Annotated in this window: 23 protein-coding genes and 4 pseudogenes; 12 read left to right on the forward strand and 15 right to left on the reverse strand. The window is 43.7% G+C overall.

What is annotated here, in order from left to right:
- Positions 1–68 precede the first annotated feature (68 nt).
- The 4 genes from AC0IYG_RS16425 to AC0IYG_RS16440 all read right to left on the reverse strand — a co-directional run bounded on the left by AC0IYG_RS16425 (position 69) and on the right by AC0IYG_RS16440 (position 3,000).
- On the reverse strand, positions 69–1,484 hold the full coding sequence (locus tag AC0IYG_RS16425; RefSeq protein WP_471712323.1) for an HsdM family class I SAM-dependent methyltransferase: 1,416 nt from the start codon (positions 1,482–1,484) through the stop codon (positions 69–71).
- Positions 1,485–1,565: 81 nt separating this feature from the next.
- Positions 1,566–1,793, reverse strand: coding sequence for a hypothetical protein (locus tag AC0IYG_RS16430; RefSeq protein WP_471712205.1), 228 nt, complete (start codon positions 1,791–1,793; stop codon positions 1,566–1,568).
- Between the two features lie 299 nt (positions 1,794–2,092).
- Complete coding sequence (locus AC0IYG_RS16435) at positions 2,093–2,287, reverse strand: DUF6364 family protein (protein ID WP_471712207.1); 195 nt, start codon at positions 2,285–2,287, stop codon at positions 2,093–2,095.
- Positions 2,288–2,337: 50 nt separating this feature from the next.
- On the reverse strand, positions 2,338–3,000 hold the full coding sequence (locus AC0IYG_RS16440) for a hypothetical protein (RefSeq protein WP_471712209.1): 663 nt from the start codon (positions 2,998–3,000) through the stop codon (positions 2,338–2,340).
- 120 nt (positions 3,001–3,120) lie between these two features.
- Between AC0IYG_RS16440 and AC0IYG_RS16445 the strand changes: the two genes are divergently transcribed.
- The gene (locus tag AC0IYG_RS16445) at positions 3,121–3,282 is read left to right on the forward strand and encodes a hypothetical protein (protein WP_471712211.1); all 162 of its coding nucleotides are present in this window, start codon (positions 3,121–3,123) and stop codon (positions 3,280–3,282) included.
- 297 nt (positions 3,283–3,579) lie between these two features.
- On the opposite strand, the gene AC0IYG_RS16450 is transcribed toward AC0IYG_RS16445, so the two are convergent.
- The 3 genes from AC0IYG_RS16450 to AC0IYG_RS16460 form a co-directional block, all read right to left on the reverse strand.
- Positions 3,580–4,599, reverse strand: a complete 1,020-nt coding sequence (locus tag AC0IYG_RS16450) for a Ppx/GppA phosphatase family protein (protein ID WP_471712213.1) — start codon at positions 4,597–4,599, stop codon at positions 3,580–3,582.
- 48 nt (positions 4,600–4,647) lie between these two features.
- Positions 4,648–5,661, reverse strand: coding sequence for a hypothetical protein (locus tag AC0IYG_RS16455; protein WP_471712215.1), 1,014 nt, complete (start codon positions 5,659–5,661; stop codon positions 4,648–4,650).
- A gap of 95 nt (positions 5,662–5,756) precedes the next feature.
- Positions 5,757–6,014 (reverse strand): hypothetical protein, encoded by a 258-nt coding sequence (locus tag AC0IYG_RS16460; protein ID WP_471712217.1) that lies wholly within the window; start codon positions 6,012–6,014, stop codon positions 5,757–5,759.
- Between the two features lie 561 nt (positions 6,015–6,575).
- Here AC0IYG_RS16460 and AC0IYG_RS16465 point away from each other — a divergent pair.
- Both AC0IYG_RS16465 and AC0IYG_RS16470 read left to right on the forward strand, forming a co-directional pair.
- Positions 6,576–7,484: pseudogene (locus tag AC0IYG_RS16465) on the forward strand (sugar phosphate isomerase/epimerase family protein).
- Positions 7,481–7,774: a hypothetical protein gene (locus AC0IYG_RS16470; protein ID WP_471712219.1), complete on the forward strand. Its 294-nt coding sequence runs from the start codon at positions 7,481–7,483 to the stop codon at positions 7,772–7,774. Before AC0IYG_RS16465 ends, AC0IYG_RS16470 begins: the two are co-directional and overlap by 4 nt.
- A gap of 82 nt (positions 7,775–7,856) precedes the next feature.
- Here AC0IYG_RS16470 and AC0IYG_RS16475 read toward each other — a convergent pair whose 3' ends face one another.
- The 4 genes from AC0IYG_RS16475 to AC0IYG_RS16490 form a co-directional block, all read right to left on the reverse strand.
- Positions 7,857–8,060, reverse strand: coding sequence for a hypothetical protein (locus AC0IYG_RS16475; protein WP_471712221.1), 204 nt, complete (start codon positions 8,058–8,060; stop codon positions 7,857–7,859).
- Positions 8,061–8,135: 75 nt separating this feature from the next.
- Positions 8,136–8,345 carry a hypothetical protein gene (locus AC0IYG_RS16480; RefSeq protein WP_471712223.1) on the reverse strand — a complete coding sequence of 70 codons (210 nt, stop codon included), beginning with the start codon at positions 8,343–8,345 and terminating at the stop codon, positions 8,136–8,138.
- Positions 8,346–8,380: 35 nt separating this feature from the next.
- Positions 8,381–8,521 carry a hypothetical protein gene (locus AC0IYG_RS16485; protein WP_471712225.1) on the reverse strand — a complete coding sequence of 47 codons (141 nt, stop codon included), beginning with the start codon at positions 8,519–8,521 and terminating at the stop codon, positions 8,381–8,383.
- Positions 8,512–8,763, reverse strand: a complete 252-nt coding sequence (locus AC0IYG_RS16490) for a hypothetical protein (protein ID WP_471712226.1) — start codon at positions 8,761–8,763, stop codon at positions 8,512–8,514. Before AC0IYG_RS16490 ends, AC0IYG_RS16485 begins: the two co-directional genes overlap by 10 nt.
- Positions 8,764–9,074: 311 nt before the next feature.
- Here AC0IYG_RS16490 and AC0IYG_RS16495 point away from each other — a divergent pair, with 311 nt between their 5' ends.
- The 7 genes from AC0IYG_RS16495 to AC0IYG_RS16525 all read left to right on the forward strand — a co-directional run bounded on the left by AC0IYG_RS16495 (position 9,075) and on the right by AC0IYG_RS16525 (position 12,122).
- On the forward strand, positions 9,075–9,446 hold the full coding sequence (locus AC0IYG_RS16495; protein WP_471712228.1) for a hypothetical protein: 372 nt from the start codon (positions 9,075–9,077) through the stop codon (positions 9,444–9,446).
- Complete coding sequence (locus AC0IYG_RS16500; RefSeq protein ID WP_471712324.1) at positions 9,434–9,577, forward strand: hypothetical protein; 144 nt, start codon at positions 9,434–9,436, stop codon at positions 9,575–9,577. Before AC0IYG_RS16495 ends, AC0IYG_RS16500 begins: the two co-directional genes overlap by 13 nt.
- Positions 9,578–9,630: 53 nt before the next feature.
- A complete protein-coding gene (locus AC0IYG_RS16505; RefSeq protein ID WP_471712230.1) occupies positions 9,631–9,885 on the forward strand; it encodes a serine hydrolase in 255 nt (84 codons plus the stop codon).
- A 51-nt stretch (positions 9,886–9,936) separates the two neighbouring features.
- A complete protein-coding gene (locus tag AC0IYG_RS16510; RefSeq protein WP_471712232.1) occupies positions 9,937–10,083 on the forward strand; it encodes a hypothetical protein in 147 nt (48 codons plus the stop codon).
- Between the two features lie 75 nt (positions 10,084–10,158).
- The gene (locus AC0IYG_RS16515) at positions 10,159–10,596 is read left to right on the forward strand and encodes a hypothetical protein (protein ID WP_471712233.1); all 438 of its coding nucleotides are present in this window, start codon (positions 10,159–10,161) and stop codon (positions 10,594–10,596) included.
- A gap of 72 nt (positions 10,597–10,668) precedes the next feature.
- Positions 10,669–11,307: a hypothetical protein gene (locus AC0IYG_RS16520; RefSeq protein WP_471712235.1), complete on the forward strand. Its 639-nt coding sequence runs from the start codon at positions 10,669–10,671 to the stop codon at positions 11,305–11,307.
- Positions 11,308–11,501: 194 nt separating this feature from the next.
- Positions 11,502–12,122 carry a DUF6134 family protein gene (locus AC0IYG_RS16525; protein ID WP_471712237.1) on the forward strand — a complete coding sequence of 207 codons (621 nt, stop codon included), beginning with the start codon at positions 11,502–11,504 and terminating at the stop codon, positions 12,120–12,122.
- A 59-nt stretch (positions 12,123–12,181) separates the two neighbouring features.
- On the opposite strand, the gene AC0IYG_RS16530 is transcribed toward AC0IYG_RS16525, so the two are convergent.
- The 3 genes and pseudogenes from AC0IYG_RS16530 to AC0IYG_RS16540 form a co-directional block, all read right to left on the reverse strand.
- Positions 12,182–12,595: a hypothetical protein gene (locus tag AC0IYG_RS16530; protein WP_471712239.1), complete on the reverse strand. Its 414-nt coding sequence runs from the start codon at positions 12,593–12,595 to the stop codon at positions 12,182–12,184.
- Positions 12,596–12,916: 321 nt separating this feature from the next.
- Positions 12,917–13,798, reverse strand: coding sequence for a bestrophin family protein (locus AC0IYG_RS16535; protein ID WP_471712241.1), 882 nt, complete (start codon positions 13,796–13,798; stop codon positions 12,917–12,919).
- A pseudogene (locus AC0IYG_RS16540) lies at positions 13,795–14,382 on the reverse strand (3'-5' exonuclease). Before AC0IYG_RS16540 ends, AC0IYG_RS16535 begins: the two are co-directional and overlap by 4 nt.
- Before the next feature lie 121 nt (positions 14,383–14,503).
- Between AC0IYG_RS16540 and nspC the strand changes: the two are divergent.
- Positions 14,504–15,662, forward strand: a pseudogene (gene nspC / locus AC0IYG_RS16545) (carboxynorspermidine decarboxylase).
- 130 nt (positions 15,663–15,792) lie between these two features.
- Here the strand turns inward: nspC and AC0IYG_RS16550 are convergent.
- A complete protein-coding gene (locus AC0IYG_RS16550) occupies positions 15,793–16,695 on the reverse strand; it encodes a PIG-L deacetylase family protein (protein WP_471712243.1) in 903 nt (300 codons plus the stop codon).
- Positions 16,696–16,980: 285 nt separating this feature from the next.
- Between AC0IYG_RS16550 and AC0IYG_RS16555 the strand changes: the two are divergent.
- A pseudogene (locus AC0IYG_RS16555) lies at positions 16,981–18,644 on the forward strand (CTP synthase).
- The last annotated feature ends 136 nt before the right edge of the window (positions 18,645–18,780 follow it).

Raw genomic sequence — 18,780 nt, forward strand, 5'->3', positions numbered from 1 at the left:
ATTAATGTTGAACGGAGCAGTTCTTTTTAGGGCAGTTTGAAGTTCCAAGAAAAAGAATTGTGTGTAGACTAAACTGGCAATGTAACGATAAAGTTCTCGATCACTTTCTTGTTATAACCTTTGTAACCTCCCTGAAAATCACGACCTGCGACAGCAATAAATTCCGCCATTCGGGGTGAATTCAATTGTTTCAAAAGAGCCTGATAATCACCATTATACTTTATAAAATAGCCGGAATAAACCGTTACTTCCGGATTTTCGTAGAGCACGAAATTGGGTGACAAATTCATCGGAGAAAAAACAATTTTCTTGCCAAAAGCACTATCCAATCCTTGCGCACGGCCAAACGCATACCATGCCACTCCATTAGGCTTCCCATTATCACGACGATCGAGCAATGGTTTTACTTTAAGCAAGTATGAAAAAGTTAGTGGAAATTGTTCTTGGAGTGTAATTTCAGGGATAATGCGCTGTTTACCAGTGCTATCCTTCGCATAAGGGAAAAGAATATATTCGGTGACCGGCTCGTTTGCGTGTTTGAGTTTTGATGCTTTGATGATTGGCTTTAAGATTGCCTTTTCAAGCTGAACTTCGGTGCCGGCTTTGTTTTTCGCCAATATAACCTCCCCATTTTCTTCCATAATGTTGAACAAATAAAGCGGATCCGCAAGCGTCGTTACGCCCACAGAAATCTGGCAAATCTCACCCAACTTTATACCTATAATTGGATTGACTTCATTTACAGAAAGTTGCCAGGGCCGGCTTTCCTGCAGTTCTGCGAAAGAGACTTGCCGGCTAATGTATTCAAAGTCTTTATTCAAGCATTGCTCGAATTGGAAGTGATCCTTTTGATTTTTACCAAATATCGTGATGGCTGAATAAGTGGCTGTGCTTCCGAAAATAGGCACGGACCCGTAATTGGTGATCCTTTTCAGATTACAATTTGCACGAAAATAGGAGCGGAGCGGTTTGCCTGTTTCGGAAGTGAAAAATCCATTGGGTGTAACAAATCCACAAACGCCCCCCGAAGTCAAAAGTTTTGATGCAAGCTCAAAAAACGCCATATAAGCGTCCGTAGAGCCGGTTTTGCAAAACGCATAATGTTTCTGAACAAATTTTCGTTGTGAGAGCGGCAAATGTTGAATGCGTATGTAAGGCGGATTTCCAACGATAAAATCGTATTTGGCTGAATGTTTCAGTTGTTCCAACGCATCACAACATTTCAATTTCCACTTTATTGTAATTCCTAATGGCTCTACTAATGCATTCAAATGTTGTTTGCAAAGAGCAATCGCCTGTGGATCAATATCCCAGCCATGAATTTGTTTAAGGCGCTCGGGCAGTTGATCTGGGGAAGTGGTTTTAATGATATGTTCCGCAATCGGAACCAGGAAACGGCCGTCGCCACACGCAGGGTCAAGGATTTTCTTTTTTTCTAAGTCAGCGCTGTAAAAACCAGCATCTTGAAGGATTTTCTCAACAATGTGAAGCGGTGTGTAAACTTGACCAAGGAGTTTGGTTTTGTTGTAAGTGCGTGTACTTTGTCGAAGCCATTACATTAAAAGTCAAACCCCTGCCCGCATTTTGAGGACATTATTGATAAACTCTCTGGGCGAAAGGATTTGAATCCCCTCTTTGGCAAAAGGTTTGAAATCGACCACATTAGAGGTGATCAGATAATCGCATCCAACCTTCAAAGCATTCATATACTGATATGAGTCTTCTAAATCTTTAAAATTGGAAGCAAGGCCATCTCTAAAAATGTGCTTATCTGTTTCACAAAGATGAAACATGGTCAAATATTGACCGATAGTCTCTTTCAGGGTTTGTCCTCTAACTCCCTGCTTATGAAGGATGTAAGTGAATGAATATATACAACACGGAAGATATCAGAATTGGAATATCATTCTTTTTGGCCCAATAAATCAGAAATGAAATTTCTACCGGTTGCCCGGTTTCGCGCATCAAAGCATGGTGGATTATGACATTTGTGTCAAAGAAAAGCTTCATAATCCGAAGCGATCCTTAACATACATGTCTTTGATTTCGTCGACGGTCATATTATCCAGCGGTCCGCCCTTGGCACAACCCATTAACTGATATGCAAGCGAACCTTTAAAATCTGATTGCTCAGATTCTTTGTTGATTTTGAATATTCAACCAGGTAATCTTCGACAATGTTCGATAATGATGAGCCATCGAGCTGTGCATATTTCTTCGCATTTTCAATGGCTGATTTCTTGACTGTTAGCGTCAATTTAACCTTAGGCTCTTTTGTAGATTTCATTTTATACGTGTGTTTAGTGATTAAATGTAATTAAATATACGTATAAATTTTTATTTCAATGCACAAATTCGGAATCCTGGCAGCCGCTTGATGTGATTTGTGACAACGGGCGGATCGATGTCTTGAAATAGAACTTCGTAAGTGTCTTCGTAGAAAGTGAATGACGTTCCGTCTGTGCGGATGCGTTTTGTGCCACGTTTGTAAAATGTTCCCACCTCGCCTTTTTCCAAAGCGGTTTTGTCAATGAAGCCTAATAGGGAAGCGACGGTCCCGTCAGTTGGACATTGATGGAAGGAAATGCAAAAGTAATGTGAAGTTTTCGACTTGGGCTTATGCAGTTGAGAGGATGGAATGTTGAGCACGTAATCTGAGCTAAGCTGGCCGGACTTGCGCTTCATGGATTTAATGTCAACCGAAAAGTTGTGTTCTTCCGATTGATCAAAAAATCCTGCCCCCAGTCCTGACCATCCGTCGCGCCGAAAGATTTCGAAGGTCGGGGCAAATGGTACGCAGTCCGCAAAAATGATTTCGCCTAAACTTCCGGTGAAGCGCATCATCCGTGTTTGGGAAAGCTTGTCGTAATGCTTATCCCAAATATTGGCGACCTGATGATGACGAAGCGAATGCTCCACCAGCTCGCGGGCAAAAATGCGCTGATTTTCGCCTATTGAGATTTGAATATACGAGCCCTTGGTCAGAACAGTTTGCTCCATGCAAATCTAATCGCTATCAAAGTGAGTACAAAACCGATTAAAATGGCACTAAATGGAACGTAAGTCCATGCTACTAAGTGAATTCTGTCAACAAACCACATGACTCCGATGAGCGCAGCAATGAGTGTTAGAAATCCGGAAATTTTACCAAAACCCGGGATTAATGAAAATGGGATCTTGCTTTTGATCAACATTAATGTGATTCCCATAGAAACGATTGGCAAAAACTGCATAACAACATTTGCCTGCCACACGCTTTGTCTTTCAAACAGGAAAAGGTGAAATATTCAGTGTTACTGCGAAAATCCCCGGAATGCAAACGGCGTAAACAGAGGATCGCATAAATGTAACTCCAAAATTTAACGTCGCGACTTCCATCTGCCGCCATGCCCACAAGCCAGGCCGCCAATGGCAATAACAAAAAGTAAATGACGAGTGGCCAGGGATTTTGCGAAACTGAGTTGAAGAGTTGGGATAATGTCATAGCAGAAATGAATGCGCTGGAAAGATACAAAAAACCGGGAGGGAAATTTACATATGTAAAATTCCCTCCGGTCAAGCAAATCAAGCTCTTTTCAATTATAGTCCAAGCAAAAACCCTATGGTAAAATTGGCATCCCAGTCAAAAACGAATTGCTGGCAGCCAGTTGCATCGGTCACTGCTTTGTAAATGTTGACACCTGCTTTTGACTTTGCATTGGTCAACTTCGAGTAAGCAAGCGGTGCGCTCAATGTGGTGTAACGCTCTTTTCCTTTGCGCACTTCTTTGGCCATTTCAAAAGGAACACCGCCGATGATGAAACACGTTTTTCTCAAATCCTCTGGAATTTGTTTTGCCTTGGCGCTTACTTCCTGATACACTTTCGAGTCGTCCGTTCCTTCCTGGAAATACTTGGCGCCATATGATTCAAGTGCTGAAACTTTTCCGTTTTCCATCCAGGAAATTTTCGTGTTACCCGATCCGATGTCGACAACAAAAGCCTTGTCCACGTATTCAGCAGGCAGCACAGATTTCAATGCCAATTGGCCTTCTTGTTCCGCAGTAACCTGATTTACAACGTAACCCAATGATTTCAAAACGCGCGTAATCTTCACAGTAACATCAGCCTTAGCAGCTCCGGAGCTCACAACGAAGTGAATGTCTTTGCTGCCCACGCCGTAGTCCAACATGCCGGCAATGTATTTTTTCAAACCAATCCTTACATCTTCGTCCGTGGCCATATTCTCAGTAACAAGGCTATTTCCGAATTCAGATTTTTCCAGTGACCAGCGTTTCTCTTTGTCAACTTTGATTATAAACGAATTGAAACCACTTGCACCCAATTCCACAACGCCGCGCAATTTGCCGTCGACCGGGGCAGGGGGTGTGTAGCTGAATGCAGAAACTTCATTGCTCGTTGCCTCACTGTTTTCGGCCGGTGTTTCCTCGGAAGCCGATTCTGTATCACCCGTTGTTGCTTCCGTTTGCGGGTTTTGCGCCTGATCTTCGGCCATTTGGTTTAGCGCCTTCTCGCCACCCAAATATTTATATCCCAAAAATATGGCTCCTAAAATGATGGCGGTGATAATTAGCCTGCCTGCAACTGTTAGTCTTTTCATTGAAATTTTGTGTAAAATGAATAATGTAAATCGAAGTAAGGAAGTAAATTAATCGAGAAGTCCTTTGTAACTCGAATCTTTCGGTGTTTCGATCGAACGGTTTACAGGTTGCGGATTTTCCAGCTGGATAAGTTTAAATTGTCCTGAATTATAAGCTTCCAGCATGGCTTGTCCTTTGTCAGATAACAGGCCGTTTTGCACATCAACACCATTGATAAAGTCCAGTGACAAGTCCATTGCGCGTTTCATTTCGCCCAATTTCTGGCTCATATCATCCTGAATGTATTCCATCGACTCATCGAAATAGAACTTCTTGTCCGGATTTCCTTTAAAAATGCTGATGGCAGTCCGCAACGCATTCGAGCTTTCTTTCACAATCCGGTATTCCGCTTCTTCCAGTTTTACCTTGATTTCAGTTTCCTTAATAATGTAGTCAGCGCTTTTGTTGACCTTTTCCATAAATTCAAGCACCGTCTTCATGTTGCGCTGCAATGGGAACAGTTTCTCGTTCATTTCCTGCAAACCTGCTCCTTCAATGGTTGCTAAAGAAGCCGTTTCCTTCATCCCCGGACGGTCAAGCATGGTGCTTGCCTTGTTGGCCTCAGCGAATTTCTGTTTGATCTGCTCGTTGTTTTCATTAATGTTCTTGTTCAATTTCACGAGCTGACCAGCCAGCGTGTTGATCTGACCTTGCATCTTCTCCCGCTTTTCTTTCAGATCGTCGATATAGATTTTCATGATCGCAATCGGATCCAGCTTGATAATGAGGCCGGTAATGTTGCGCATCAATGTTTTGAACAAAAAGAAAACGGCTGTTCTGACGTCTTTGCTCGTAAATAGAAATATAACGAGCGCTAAAACGGCCATTAAGAAGCCTAAATAGAGTGTGCTTTTGGTCACTTCTATCAGGAAAGCTGCGATTTTGTTCCAAAAATAAAGGGTTACAGCGCCCGCCGCTCCAAGAAAGAGCAGTGACGTGATGCCTTCCGGTTTACTCCAGTATGACCGCTTGGAGCCATCTTCCTGCGAGCCGCCGATTTGTGTAAAATCTGGTGTAGCCATTGTTGATCGAAATGTTAGGTTATTTTAGATATTGATTGATTTTCATTAAATCCGATTTGATCTGCTCCACAAAACTCAGATAAGTAATTTCAAAACTATCCTTGTTTGCATTGATCTTCGCGCTCTGTTCGGTGACTTCGCCGGCAATCTGTCCGAGCCTGTTTTCTACTGTCGTCCAATTTCTTTTGAAGATCTGCAATTTGCTGAATAACAGCCTTGTTTGCCTCTTCAAGCCGTTTTTCTTCATCCTGTAATGCGCCGACACGATCCTTGATCGCTTTTTCTACATCCTTTAAAAACGAACTGCGGTCTTTGTCCAGAATGCTCAGATATTGATTGGCAGATGTGTTCAAAATCGTCGTTTCCTTTTTTTACTCCGCCCATTGCTTTGAAACTGGCCCAGGCAGCCTGGAACTGTTTTTCTTCTCCCCAGTCCGAGGCTTTCCATATTTTGAAGTGCTTGCTTGTATTCAAAATAATCGGGGCCGGGGAGATTCGCTTTTTCGAGCAGACTTTACGAAATGTTCAACGAATTTTTTGTCAACGTTGCCAGTCCCGGCTGCATTTGGAATCGCATTAGCGACAACTGGTTTGGTAACTTCCGGAGCCGCTTTTATCACTGGCGACACAGCTTCCGCCTGCTTTTTAATCGGTTCCTCGCCTTCCTTGATAAAAAAGCTGAGTATTTTCTTTCCAATGCCCGGTTCAGAAATCTGCCATATTGCTGTAAAGTGTTAAGATTCATTGATTTTTGTCAGGTCAATATTACTAAAATTAAAAGGATTTCGTACCGTACGATAATTACCAATGGTGCCCTGAATTGATGAAGCCTTAGAAAATTTGGATGGATTCGGATGCTATTCTTGAATGCCCGGGGTTTTTTAGTGAAGTTTACCCCAAAAACTAGATCCCTTATGCTTAAATTAGGTTTTAACAGTGCCATATTGGGTGATTTTGGCTTCGAACACGTTGTCAGATTTGCAGGCGATCACGGGTTTTCTTGTGTTGAAATGATGTGCTGGCCGTCCGACAATGCGGACAGTCGCAGATATGCGGGCGTAACGCACATTGATGTCAGCAACCTTACGCCTGAGCGCGTTTCGAACATTAAGCACACGCTCAAACAATCCAACATTTTTATATCTGCATTGGGCTATTATCCCAATCCGTCAGATCCGGATGAAGCGCGTTCCGGTTATTATATTGAGCACGTTAAGGAGGTGATATCCGCGGTGCTGCTAAGCTGGATATTCCGGTTGTTACCACCTTTATCGGTCGCGATCCTTCCAAAAGCATAAAGGATAACCTGGCGAAATTTGCAGATGTGTGGGCCAGCCATTGTGAAGGTTGCGGAGGAGCATAATGTGAAAATCGGCATTGAAAACTGTCCAATGTTCTTTACGGACGACGAATGGCCGGGAGGGAAAAATCTGGCGATCAGCCCTGCGGTTTGGGACAGAATGTTCGAGATCATTCCAAGGCCCGATACTTCGGATTGAAACCACGATCCGTCGCACATGATCTGGCAAATGATGAGTGTGACCAAGCCGATTTACGATTATAAAGAGCGGCTGCACCACATTCATTTAAAGGATGCGAAGATTTACAAACAAAAATTGGATCGCGTGGGCATTATGGCCAATCCACTGGAATATCATTCTCCGAAACTGCCGGGCTTGGGCGATGTAAACTGGCGCGAATTTTTCGCCGCACTGACGGATGTTCGTTACCGAGGTCCGGTCGTGATCGAAGTGGAGGATAAGGCTTATGAAGCCAACATTACTGACGTTCAGAGTGCAATCCTGACCAGTAGAAACTATTGAAAACAATTTTTGGCCTGATATTAAGAACAAAAGAAAATCGCTTCGAATTCAAAGCATTTGCTCTGCATTGGAAGCGATTTTTTATAACTGAATGTGATCAGTTGATCTTCGATTTTGCTCTTGACGAAAGGAAGGCGGTCGACGAGGGCCGGATGCCGACGATCCCGAACGACCATCTCAAATCCGCAAACTGCGCAACAATCCCGATGGATGGAGGCCCGATAAGGAAACCAATAAAGCTGATCGAAGAAACAGCAGCCAAAGCCGTCCCGGGCGGACATGGTTGTTGATTTTCCTGCCGCGCTGTAAACAAGCGGAACTACGGAAGAATTTCACCGAATCCAACCAAAAGGAAGCCAAAAGTGGCCGGAACTAAAACCGGGAAAAGCACCGCAATGGCAGAGTCCCCAATCCCATTAACGAGCCGCTAATCTGCAACATTTTCTTTCTGCCGATGCGGTTAGCAAGCCAGTCACCTGCAAAACGTCCACCTGTCATGGTGCCCATGAAGGCCACATAGCCCAAGGTCGTTAATGACTCCGGAACGTGAACTGCTTCCTGGAAATCAAACACCACTCCAGCTCAAACATGGCGCCCTTCGCAGACCATTGCACAAAAGCCCCGATCAGACCAAGCATTAACAAATCGCGGTCAGGGCTTTACAAACATTGGTTGCGCTTCGCCTTCGTTCTTCTCGCTGTCTGGCATCGTGTGCTTGTAAGCCGTGAAAATGATAATGAATGCGGCTAACGCAATGACACTGAAATGAATATGAGGAGGGATATTAACCGAAATGAAAAACGAACCGACCATGGCGCTCACAAAACCAGCTAAGCTCCAAAGCCCATGAAATGAGGCCATTATAGATTTGCCATAAACCTGCTCGACCGCCACAGCTATGTGTATATAACCGCAATGTTGGTGAGGTTACCCCAAAGTCCAAATGCGAAAAGTGCGATGACGAGTTGTTCTGTTCTGGTTACAAAGCCGATGAATGACAATGTTACAGCATATAATATGGCACCGATCAAAACCATTTTTTTGCTTCCCGTAATGCGTAACCATCCAGCCGGAGATCGGCAAGCTGGCCATTAAACCAATCGGAAGCGCAAGCAGCACAGTTCCCGAGTCCGCCCTCCGTGAGGTGGAGCATGTTTTTGATATCCGGAATGCGGCTTGCCCATGCGGCAAAACTAAGGCCCTGCACAAAGAAGAAAGCGGCTACGGCCAAGCGTAAATACTTTCGGGAATCTGAGGGGGCGAATATTGAATAATTCATAGGAGTGAAAATTTTTGCAGAAACATTTCCCGCACTATCAATTCGTATTTATAAGTTATAACTTTTCTAAGATGTCACTTTTAATGTCTAGTGAAAAACAAAGATGACTTTTTTTGTTGAAAACACTTACAGATGCAAAAATAACGGTTTATTGCTAATTTAAATTCACTGTTGTTGTACTTTTTAAATAATATTAAAAAGTCAAGTGTTGTACAAAAGTCAGAAATGGTATTTTTGACCTTTCCTTTCGCAGATTAGCCACAGCCATTTCGTAAATTGACCTTTTTCGGTATCGCTAACATGATTCCTGAATGAGATTAACCGTTACTTCACTCCTGATCATTTTAATGTCTGCAACCGCTTTTGGGCAAGATTCTAAAAGTGAACGCATCGCAAAAATCAAGGCCACACTTCCTGTCGTGGAGAAAATGTACAATGCATATGCTGAAAAGAACCACTTTCCTGCGTTGGCATTCGGCGTTGTAGCAGAAAACGGTGAGCTTGTGTTGTCCGGTGCAACCGGGTATCTGGAGATTGCCGAGCAAAACCCAGGCTTCTCCCGGTTCTCTGTTCCGGATTGCGTCCATGTCAAAAAGCGTGACAGCGATGGCAATCTTAGCATTAAGAGAAAGAAGGCAAGCTCAAACTGGACGATCCGGCTTACTTATATATACCAGAATTAAAGTCGATGCCTTCGCTTACAAAAGATGCGCCGCCCATTACGGTACGACATTTACTTACGCATGCGGCGGGCTTTTTCCCGAGGATAATCCGTGGGGAGACAGGCAGCTTGACACAAATGATGAAGATCTGATTGCGTTGATAAAGAAAAGAAACTACGTTCCTCGAATGTTCCTGGCGTTACTTATGAGTATAAGCAATCTGGGTTTCGCAATGCTTGGGAAAATTATTAGTAATGTGTCTGGAAAACCTTATCAGCAATACATTAATGAGGTTATTTTCAAGCCTTTGGGTATGAGCAGCACCATTTGGGAATATACAAAAGCATCTAAAAATTTACTTGCGCACGGTTATCGTTTTGAGGATGAAATTTGGAAAGAAGAGGAATTGGAGGCACGACGGAACATACGGTGCAATGGGCGGTTTGATCACTTCCATTGATGATTTTAGCAAGTATGTGCTACTTTCATTTGTCTGCCTGGCCATCCGGAAATGCTCCGGAAAACAGGCCCGGTGCTGCGCAGTGACGTGCGCGAAATGCAGATGCCCTGGAATTTCAGTGGCTTAAATGCGAACTACAAATATCCGAGCGGCCGCGCATGTGCAATGGCGTCTGCATATGGCTATGGCCTGCGCTGAAGCCGAGATTGCGAAGGTCGCACGGGCATCGGTCACACGGGCGGACTGCCTGGCTTTGGCAGTCAATGGCAAATCTTGCCTGAATACGGCATCGGGATTTTAGCCCATGCCAACCGGACTTATGCAGGCATGGCAACGATTAACACGGCAGTCCTTGACACAATCATTTCACTTGCAGGCTTGAAGCCGCTTCCTGTAACGGTTTCACCCATTTTAAAACAAAGGAAAGAGCAGATTGTAAAGCTTTTGCCTGACTGGAAAGGCGCCGAAGCGAGCGGAATTTTTGCAGAGAATTTCTTCCCGGATCGCTCGGTTGGCCATCGTAAGAAGGAGCTGGATGCGGTTTTAGAAAAAACTGGAAACATTACTGGATCAACGGAAATGGTTGCCGAGAATCAACTCAGAGGCACTTTTTTGTTGAAGGGGACGAATGGAAACGTTCGCGTTTATTTCACACTTTCGCCAGAAAACCCTGCGCTGATCCAGCAGCTGGATTTCTCTTTGGCCAAATAAAATTCTAAATATTTCGAAGGCGGATAGGGGTTGTTATTTTGTGAATTGTCTGAAAAGAAACAATCAGAAATCATGAAAAACATATTACTACTCACCATTTGCTTGCTGAGCCTTTCCGGGGGAAAAGCTTTTGCACAAGAAAACCAAACGATCTTCAAAGGTTCCGGCATTCATCGCTCAGGCGGCTATGCGGCTTTTTCAAACAAGTTTACAAAGATAAACGGGAGCTATGCAAACATGCCCGGATTCTATGGGGGCTGGTTTATAAATCGCCGGTTCATGATCGGTCTGGGCGCTGCGGCTACAACGAATCACATTCCGGTTCCGGTTCAGAACCAGGTGTTTCCTGGCAGAAAGATGACTTATCAATATGGCCAGGTCGGATTAATGACTGAATATGTTGTGGCGTCTACTAAATGGGTGCATTTCAACTTTAACTTGTTAACTGGAACCGGATTTACATTGCAATACGATCGGAGGGAGGTGGATGACTGGGACTTTGATTGGGACGCTAATGACGATAATCAGGATCCAAATTTCTTCTTCTTAATGGAGCCCGGTGTGCAAGTTGAATTTAACTTATTAAAGTGGATGCGTTTCAGTCCTGGTGTTTCTTACAGGCAGGCATTTGGTGCAAAAGGAGACGGTCTGATAGATGGTGATCTTAGTAATGTGACCTATAACCTGACGCTGAAATTTGGTAAATTTTGATGTGGGGCATCACATTTCTAATAATGGCCGCATGTTGGGAATAATGCTTCATTAATCCCCACCTTACTAAAAAGGATGTCTTGAAAATCGGTGTTTAGCATCCCAAAAGGCTGATTATCTTTAATAAGGGCAATAGGAACAATAGTTTAGAGTTATATTACCTAAGTGCTATTCCAGACGCAAACGAGATTAAGATGAGGGTTAAAGGATTTTTGGTTTTCGGCATATTAATATTGTCATCTGCTGCCGTAAAAGCGCAAAATGTCTACGACGTAATCGTCGCAGGCAGGACCATCGGATCATTAAAAGTGTTCGATGACGTTGGGAAGGACAACACGGAGCAGCATCGCATTGAATCTGATTTCAAGATTATGTTTTACAAGGGCAAATATGCGACGCAGGCAAATTACGCACAAGGCAAGCTCGTTTCCGCAACCTGTGCGCATCATGTCAATGGTGATTTAAAAGAAAAGACATTGACTAAAAGTGGTGCGAAGAGTGGATATGAAGTTTTGTTTTCAGGAGAAGATGGCGAAGACAAACCGAAGCTTTCTTTTAACACGCCCATTAGTGAAACCATTACGGGTCTTTATTACAAAGAACCAGTCAACATAAACGAGGTCTACTCGGAGCGATATGGCAAGATGTGCGGCGTGAAGAAAATCTCTGATGGAAAGTATGGCGTAACATTGCCAGACGGAAAGCAGGGAATTTATACTTATAAAAATGGCCTTTGCAGGGAAGTCAAGACAGACCTGGCAGGATTCAAGCTCCGAATCGTGCTGAACGAAAATAAGAATGTTTCAGGGCTCTGAAACAAAAAATCCCGGTACGCGACCGGGATTTTTTTATGACCTAACAATTTCAACCGGGCTTAATCGACGGTTGGATAAACTGATTTGTCAGAATTGTTATGGTAATCAGCCACCTGGGATTTATTGCTGCTGCCTGTGTTTGTAGGCGTTTTGTAATTCCTTGGCGACAGTAACGGATTAATCTCTATCCCTTCCGCATTGTATTTACGGGTAACCACCAGCGTAACGGGCCTTGGCGCATACTTTGGTGTGCTGCTCGCATAACGGTGTTGCTGCTTACTATAATTCTCAACTGTTTTAAGATTGTAAACAGCAACGGAGTTACCGCGTTTGGCTTTCGCCTGTGAAGCCTTATTCGGGTGCTTGTAATTATGCGTTGAAACGCCCGGGTCAACGATCGACTGGGCATTTACATTAAATACCAGCGTACTGGCGGCAAATATGATGGTAGACAAAAAAGCTTTCTTATCCATGATTGTAGTGGTTTAACTTGCCTTTAAAAAACATCCCTGTAACTGGGATCTGATGAATTTAACAACTTTTTTGACTAAATGTTTGCCAGCCGGTTTTATATTAAAACATCGAATTTGAAGAAAACATGGTGAAATTTTCTACAATTATTTGGCAAAGACTGTTGGTAAGACAATAATATGTTTCAAGTCAAAATCGATTTAAAAGAAAATTTGCTTTTTTCGTAAAAACCGGTTTTCAACAACGCCGAACATTGTTTGAAAAAAAATTTCAATTTTAATCAAATTCTCAGGAGTTTCTAATTAATCACTAATAAATCTGGGTTATTGGAGCAATGCGCGAGCGGAAGTTTGTATGCCATTGCAGATCCGTTCCATGGGTAAATCATTGCTGTCTTCCCCAAAAGGATCCTCAATTTCTTCGGCAATCACTTCAAGACTCGCGAGGATATAAAATACAAACATGACAAATGGAACAACCAGAAAGTGCAGGCTGAACACATAGCCTATTGGAAGCGTAAGGCAGTAAATGAAGATGAATTTCTTGATAAACGAGCTGTAAGATAACGGAATAGGGGTGTTCTTGATCCGCTCGCAGGCGCCGCAAATGTTCGTAAAGGATTCTAATTCATGGTTTAGCAAAATGGTGTGCTCGGGCAGGAGTGTGCCGTTCTTTTGCAATGTGATAACCTTACCAAAGATCGCAGACGCAATCTGATTGGGAATGTGCTCGTGTGTGTTTAAAGCGGTTTTTTGGAACTGATCTGAATCCTCAAATTCTTCTGGCCTGTAATTGTTCCGCAAATGGTTTTTCAATGCGAATGCATAGTTAGGGATCATTTTCATGAAGAAGCGTCGTTCCGCGACCTGGTCTTCACTGAGCAATGCGTTCAATTTCAAGGCGAGATTTCGGCTGCTGTTCATCAGTGAACCCCATTGTTTTCTGCCTTCCCACCAGCGGTCATAGGCCGTGTTGGTCCGGAAAACGAGCAACATGGAGATCACAAATCCCAGCAGCGAGTGCATTAAGGAGATGTTTTTAAGATCTGTGTTATCTTTTAATTTGAAGTGGATAAGCAGCAGATAGGCGACAACGGTTGAGTAAACCGCTATCGTCAAAATCAGTGGGGTCAGCTTGCGAACCGTATCGCCTTTTTGGAAATAGAAGATGTAGCGAAACCACTCCTTCGGATTGTAATCAATCATATTAATTTAACTTTGTCAATCAATTTAAAAAATTCAATTAAGCATTTTGCAGTTAATCTCGCGTCTTCGAGTGCATTATGCGTCTCTTCTTCGCGTTCAAATCCGAAATAACCGGCACACAGAGTGCAGGCTTAACGAGCGTGGAACGGCCTTACCATTGCGTTCCAGGATTTGAAAAAATAAATAAGACACTGTGTGCAAATCTATGAGCTTATTGGAAAAGCCCCATTTCATCTTTTCGTTGCGGTAAGCGTAGCGCAAAAAGTTGATGTCGTTAATGACGCTCTGGCCGCAAATGATAACATTGGAAAGATTAGGCTTCCCTGCATTCAGTTTCTTCACCCAGTTTCAAACTCCGGCAGAACGTCATAAATCATGGGTGCATCTTCGAGGTCAGCCATGGAAAGGCCATGAATTTCTTCGGATTTGACGGAAAACGCTTCCTCATTTTCGGGATAAACATTTTGCAAGTAAGTCCCCAGCGGCCGCCAGTTGTCGTCGAAAAGCTCTGCTCCAATCTGTATTATTTCATTCCAGCCCGGCTCAGGACCGGTCATTTCAATATCTAAAACAAGGAATGCCATACGATGGATTTGAAAGGTGACGGAAAATTGGACGTGAATTGAAACTCAAACTTATACTTTTGTGTACAAAATTAGACAAACAATACATTTTAGCTGATCCATCATCATTCATTTATATAAAATGCCCATCGATTACAATCAAATCCCGTCGCCTTGTTTCGTGCTGGACGAAGCACTGCTGCGCAAGAATCTGGCCCTGATCGATTCCGTGCAAAAGGCTGCGGGTTGCAAGATCATTCTTGCACTCAAAGGGTTTTCCATGTTCAGCGCATTTCCGATCGTGAAAGAATATCTTTCGGGCGCCACAGCGAGCTCGCTGAACGAAGTGAAACTCATCAATGACTTCATGGGTTACCCAGCGCACACTTACATGCCAGCGTATCTGGATCAGGAGTTTGACGAGATTTTGGAGCGCAGCAGCCACATTACATTCAATTCCGTAAGCCAGTGGGAAAGGTTTCAAGATAGGGTGGAGGCGTTCGAGCAGGCAAATCCGGGGCATGACTTGTCTTGCGGCATCCGCGTGAACCCGCAATATTCCGAGGTTGCCACGGACATGTACAACCCATGTGTTCCCGGATCAAGGTTAGGCGTTAACGCGTGACAAGATGCCTGATATTTTGCCCAAAGGAATTGACGGCATTCACTTTCACACGCTTTGTGAGAATGGGTCGGATACATTAGAGCGAACACTGGAAGCGCTGGAATCCCGTTTTGGTGATCTGTTGCATCAGGCGAAGTGGCTCAACATGGGAGGCGGGCATTTAATGACGCGTGAAGGTTATAACATTGAGAAGCTAATCGAGTTAGTTAGCAGCATTCGGAAGAAATATAATCTTGAAGTTATTCTCGAACCGGGGTCAGCAATTGCATGGAGAACCGGCGTGTTGGTTACGACAGTTTTAGATGTAATGGACAGTCAGGGAATCGACGTCGCTATCCTCGATACATCCTTCGCAGCGCACATGCCGGACACTTTGGAAATGCCTTATAAGCCTGTGATCTCAGGCGCACATCAGGAACCTGTTGCAGGCAAACCAACCTATCGCATGGGCGGCATGACTTGCCTCGCCGGAGACTTTATGGGCGACTATTCCTTCGACAAACAATTAGAGGCTGGAGATAAAATCATATTTGAAGACATGATACACTATACCATGGTGAAAACGACAACATTTAACGGTGTTAACTTACCTTCCATTGGTTCAGTGCGATCTGATGGGGTTTTTAAATTAATTAAAACTTTCGGCTATGAAAGCTTCAAAGACAGGTTATCGTAGTAAACACGTGATTTTTTGATTGAAATCAAGGCATATAACAAAGCCTCGTTCGAGTAATCGTCATATTAGCGCGATTCGAACGAGGCTTTAATTCTATAAATTTGCAGAAATAGTTTGTCAAAAATTTGGTTCAATTTCCTTTCGGCAGCATTGGAAATAGCCTTCTGATTTCGTCTGATGAAGGCTGTTTTCCATATTCGGTTATCTCAAAAACCTCCACGAATTTGATCTTCTCGGCCTGCTCTTTTCCATACCATTTATCAATCGACAATTTGATTTCGGGCGTAATGGAACTGCGCTTTTCAGTTGCTGTTAGCAGCCATTTTTTACGGTCTTCCGCACCCTTGGGAACATTAGCAAGTTCTCCACTTGTCCAAGGAAGCCACTCGTAAAACTGAGATACATGTGCATCCAATCCATGCACTTTTTTAGTAATGGCTTCCGTAATGTCGATAGCGATATCAGGTCGGAAGGGGTTAGGCCGTTGGAAACGATCCCGGAAGTAGAGAAACACCGGGTTTTTGACCAACGGAGGCACACTGCTAAGAATGTTGGGCACAATAACGAGATAGGAAGCATCCTGCACAACCACGCCTGTGTTTCGATGATCGGGGTGATAATCGTTGGTTCTTGGTGCGATAACGACATCAGCATTCCACTCCCGTATTTTCCTGATGACGGCAAGCCTGTTTTCAAGTGTTGGGAAAAGCTCGCCGTCGTGGTTATCCAGCACATCGTATTCGATGCCCAGCCTTTTAGCGACTTCCTTGGTTTCATTAAGCCTGCGTTTGGCCAGTTCTCCGCCGCCAATGTCCTGATGCCCCGCGTCACCATTGGTAAGCGAAACGAATTTGACTTTGTGACCCATGGACGAGTAAATGGAAGCAACACCGCCGGCGCCAAGATCACAATCGTCGGGATGCGCACCGAAAACGATGATTTTGAGCGGGGTTTTTGCAGTTTCTTGCTTGGCTTGGGAAAACGCCTGTGATTGCCACATCAGCAGAATGGGCAGAAATAGAAATTTTTTCATTTTGGTTAAATTGAATTTAGGTTGGGAATGCTGCAAAATAGGGATTAAAATTTGTAGTTTTTTTTATTAAAAACTTTGTGCATTTTATGAAGTCATTATGCTGGTTAAAAGCACTGTAAAACTGCGTTTGAAGAAAATGAGCGCATAATTTTTTACGCTTGCTAACATGCCAGATTAACAACTATTTAATGGTTGGACGGCAAATATTTAAATTGCGTCCGCTTAGATTCTTCTAATATTCCTGTATCTTTGTATCCCGTAATCATAGAAAAAAAGCAACGTCTTATGGCTTCCAAAGCACGAAAGACCGCGAAGTACATTTTCGTTACGGGCGGTGTTACATCTTCACTTGGCAAAGGAATCATTGCCTCTTCATTAGCAAAATTACTGCAAGCCAGAGGGCTTTCTGTTACGATTCAAAAATTCGATCCATATCTGAATATTGACCCGGGTACAATGAATCCTTACGAGCACGGCGAGTGCTATGTGACGGACGACGGTGCTGAAACGGATCTGGATTTAGGACATTACGAACGTTTTTTAAATGTTCGCACTTCCCAGGCTAATAACGTCACAACAGGACGTATTTATCACAATGTCATTACCGCAGAACGCCGGGGCGATTTCCTTGGAAAAACCGTTCAGGTGGTTCCTCACATTACGGATGAGCTAAAAAGGAATATGCTTCTTTTGGGCCAAACGGGTGATTATGACATCGTTATTACCGAAATCGGCGGTTGCGTAGGGGATATCGAGTCACTTCCGTTCCTGGAAGCGGTTCGTCAGGTTAAATTTGAAATGGAGGAACACGACACGCTCGTGATCCATTTGACATTGATCCCTTATCTGAACTCAGCCGGCGAGCTGAAAACAAAACCGACACAACACTCGGTAAGAATGTTGCAGGAGTCGGGAATCCAGCCAGACATTCTGGTTTGCCGCACGGAGCATCCGCTTCCTTACGATATCCGCAAAAAAATCGCGCTCTTCTGTAATGTTCAGGTTAACTCCGTGATCGAGGCTATGGACGCAGACACAATTTACGCCGTGCCTTTGCTGATGCTTAAAGAAAGGCTTGATCAGCGCGCATTGTATATGCTGGATATTTACAATGATAAAGACGTGGACCTGGATTCCTGGAAGACATTCTTGTCTCGTTACAAAATCCGGTTGATTCCATCCGCATTGGTTTGGTAGGAAAATATGTGGAACTGCACGATGCGTACAAATCGATCGTGGAATCATTTATTCATGCCGGTGCTGCCAACGAATGCAAGGTTAACATTGAATGGATCCACTCCGAAAGTCTGACAGCTGAAAATGCAGTTGAAAAGCTTGAAAACCTGGATGGGGTTTTGGTCGCACCCGGTTTTGGGGAAAGAGGGATGAGGGAAAAATCGCAGCGATACAATATGTGCGTGAGAACAACATTCCTTTCTTCGGAATCTGTCTAGGCATGCCAAATGGCCGTTATTGAGTACGCCCGTAATGTAATCGGCTGGAATGGTGCGCATTCCGTTGAAATGGACACTAACACCGATCATCCTGTGATCCACTTGATGAAAGATCAGAAGGATGTTTCCAACAAAGGCGGCACAATGCGTCTGGGTGCTTATCCTTGCAAGATCAAAAAGGAATCGCTGGCTAGCCGGATTTATGGAAAAACCAACATTAGCGAGCGTCACCGTCACCGTTATGAGTTCAATAACAAATATTTGAAAGATTTCGAGGATAAAGGACTGATTGCGACAGGGATTAACCCGGACAACAATCTGGTTGAAATGGTCGAGCTGCCAAGTCATCCGTTCTACATTGGCGTGCAGTTCCACCCGGAATTGAAAAGCACGGTGATGAACCCGCATCCGATTTTCGTGCATTTTGTGAGCGCTGCGCTTACTTATTCGCTGGAAAAGAGGTCTGTCGGTTCGCTGAACACATCAATCCACTGATCACAAAAAAGGCCGATAAGGAAAAAACTTATTACCTTTGCCGTCCCGTGACGGGTATACTATTTCAATCATTTTAAGTAAATAATGGATAAAAATTTTATCATCGGCTTAGTACTAATCATGCTAATGCTGATTG

It is taken from the genome of Dyadobacter sp. AC419 (assembly GCF_979253085.1).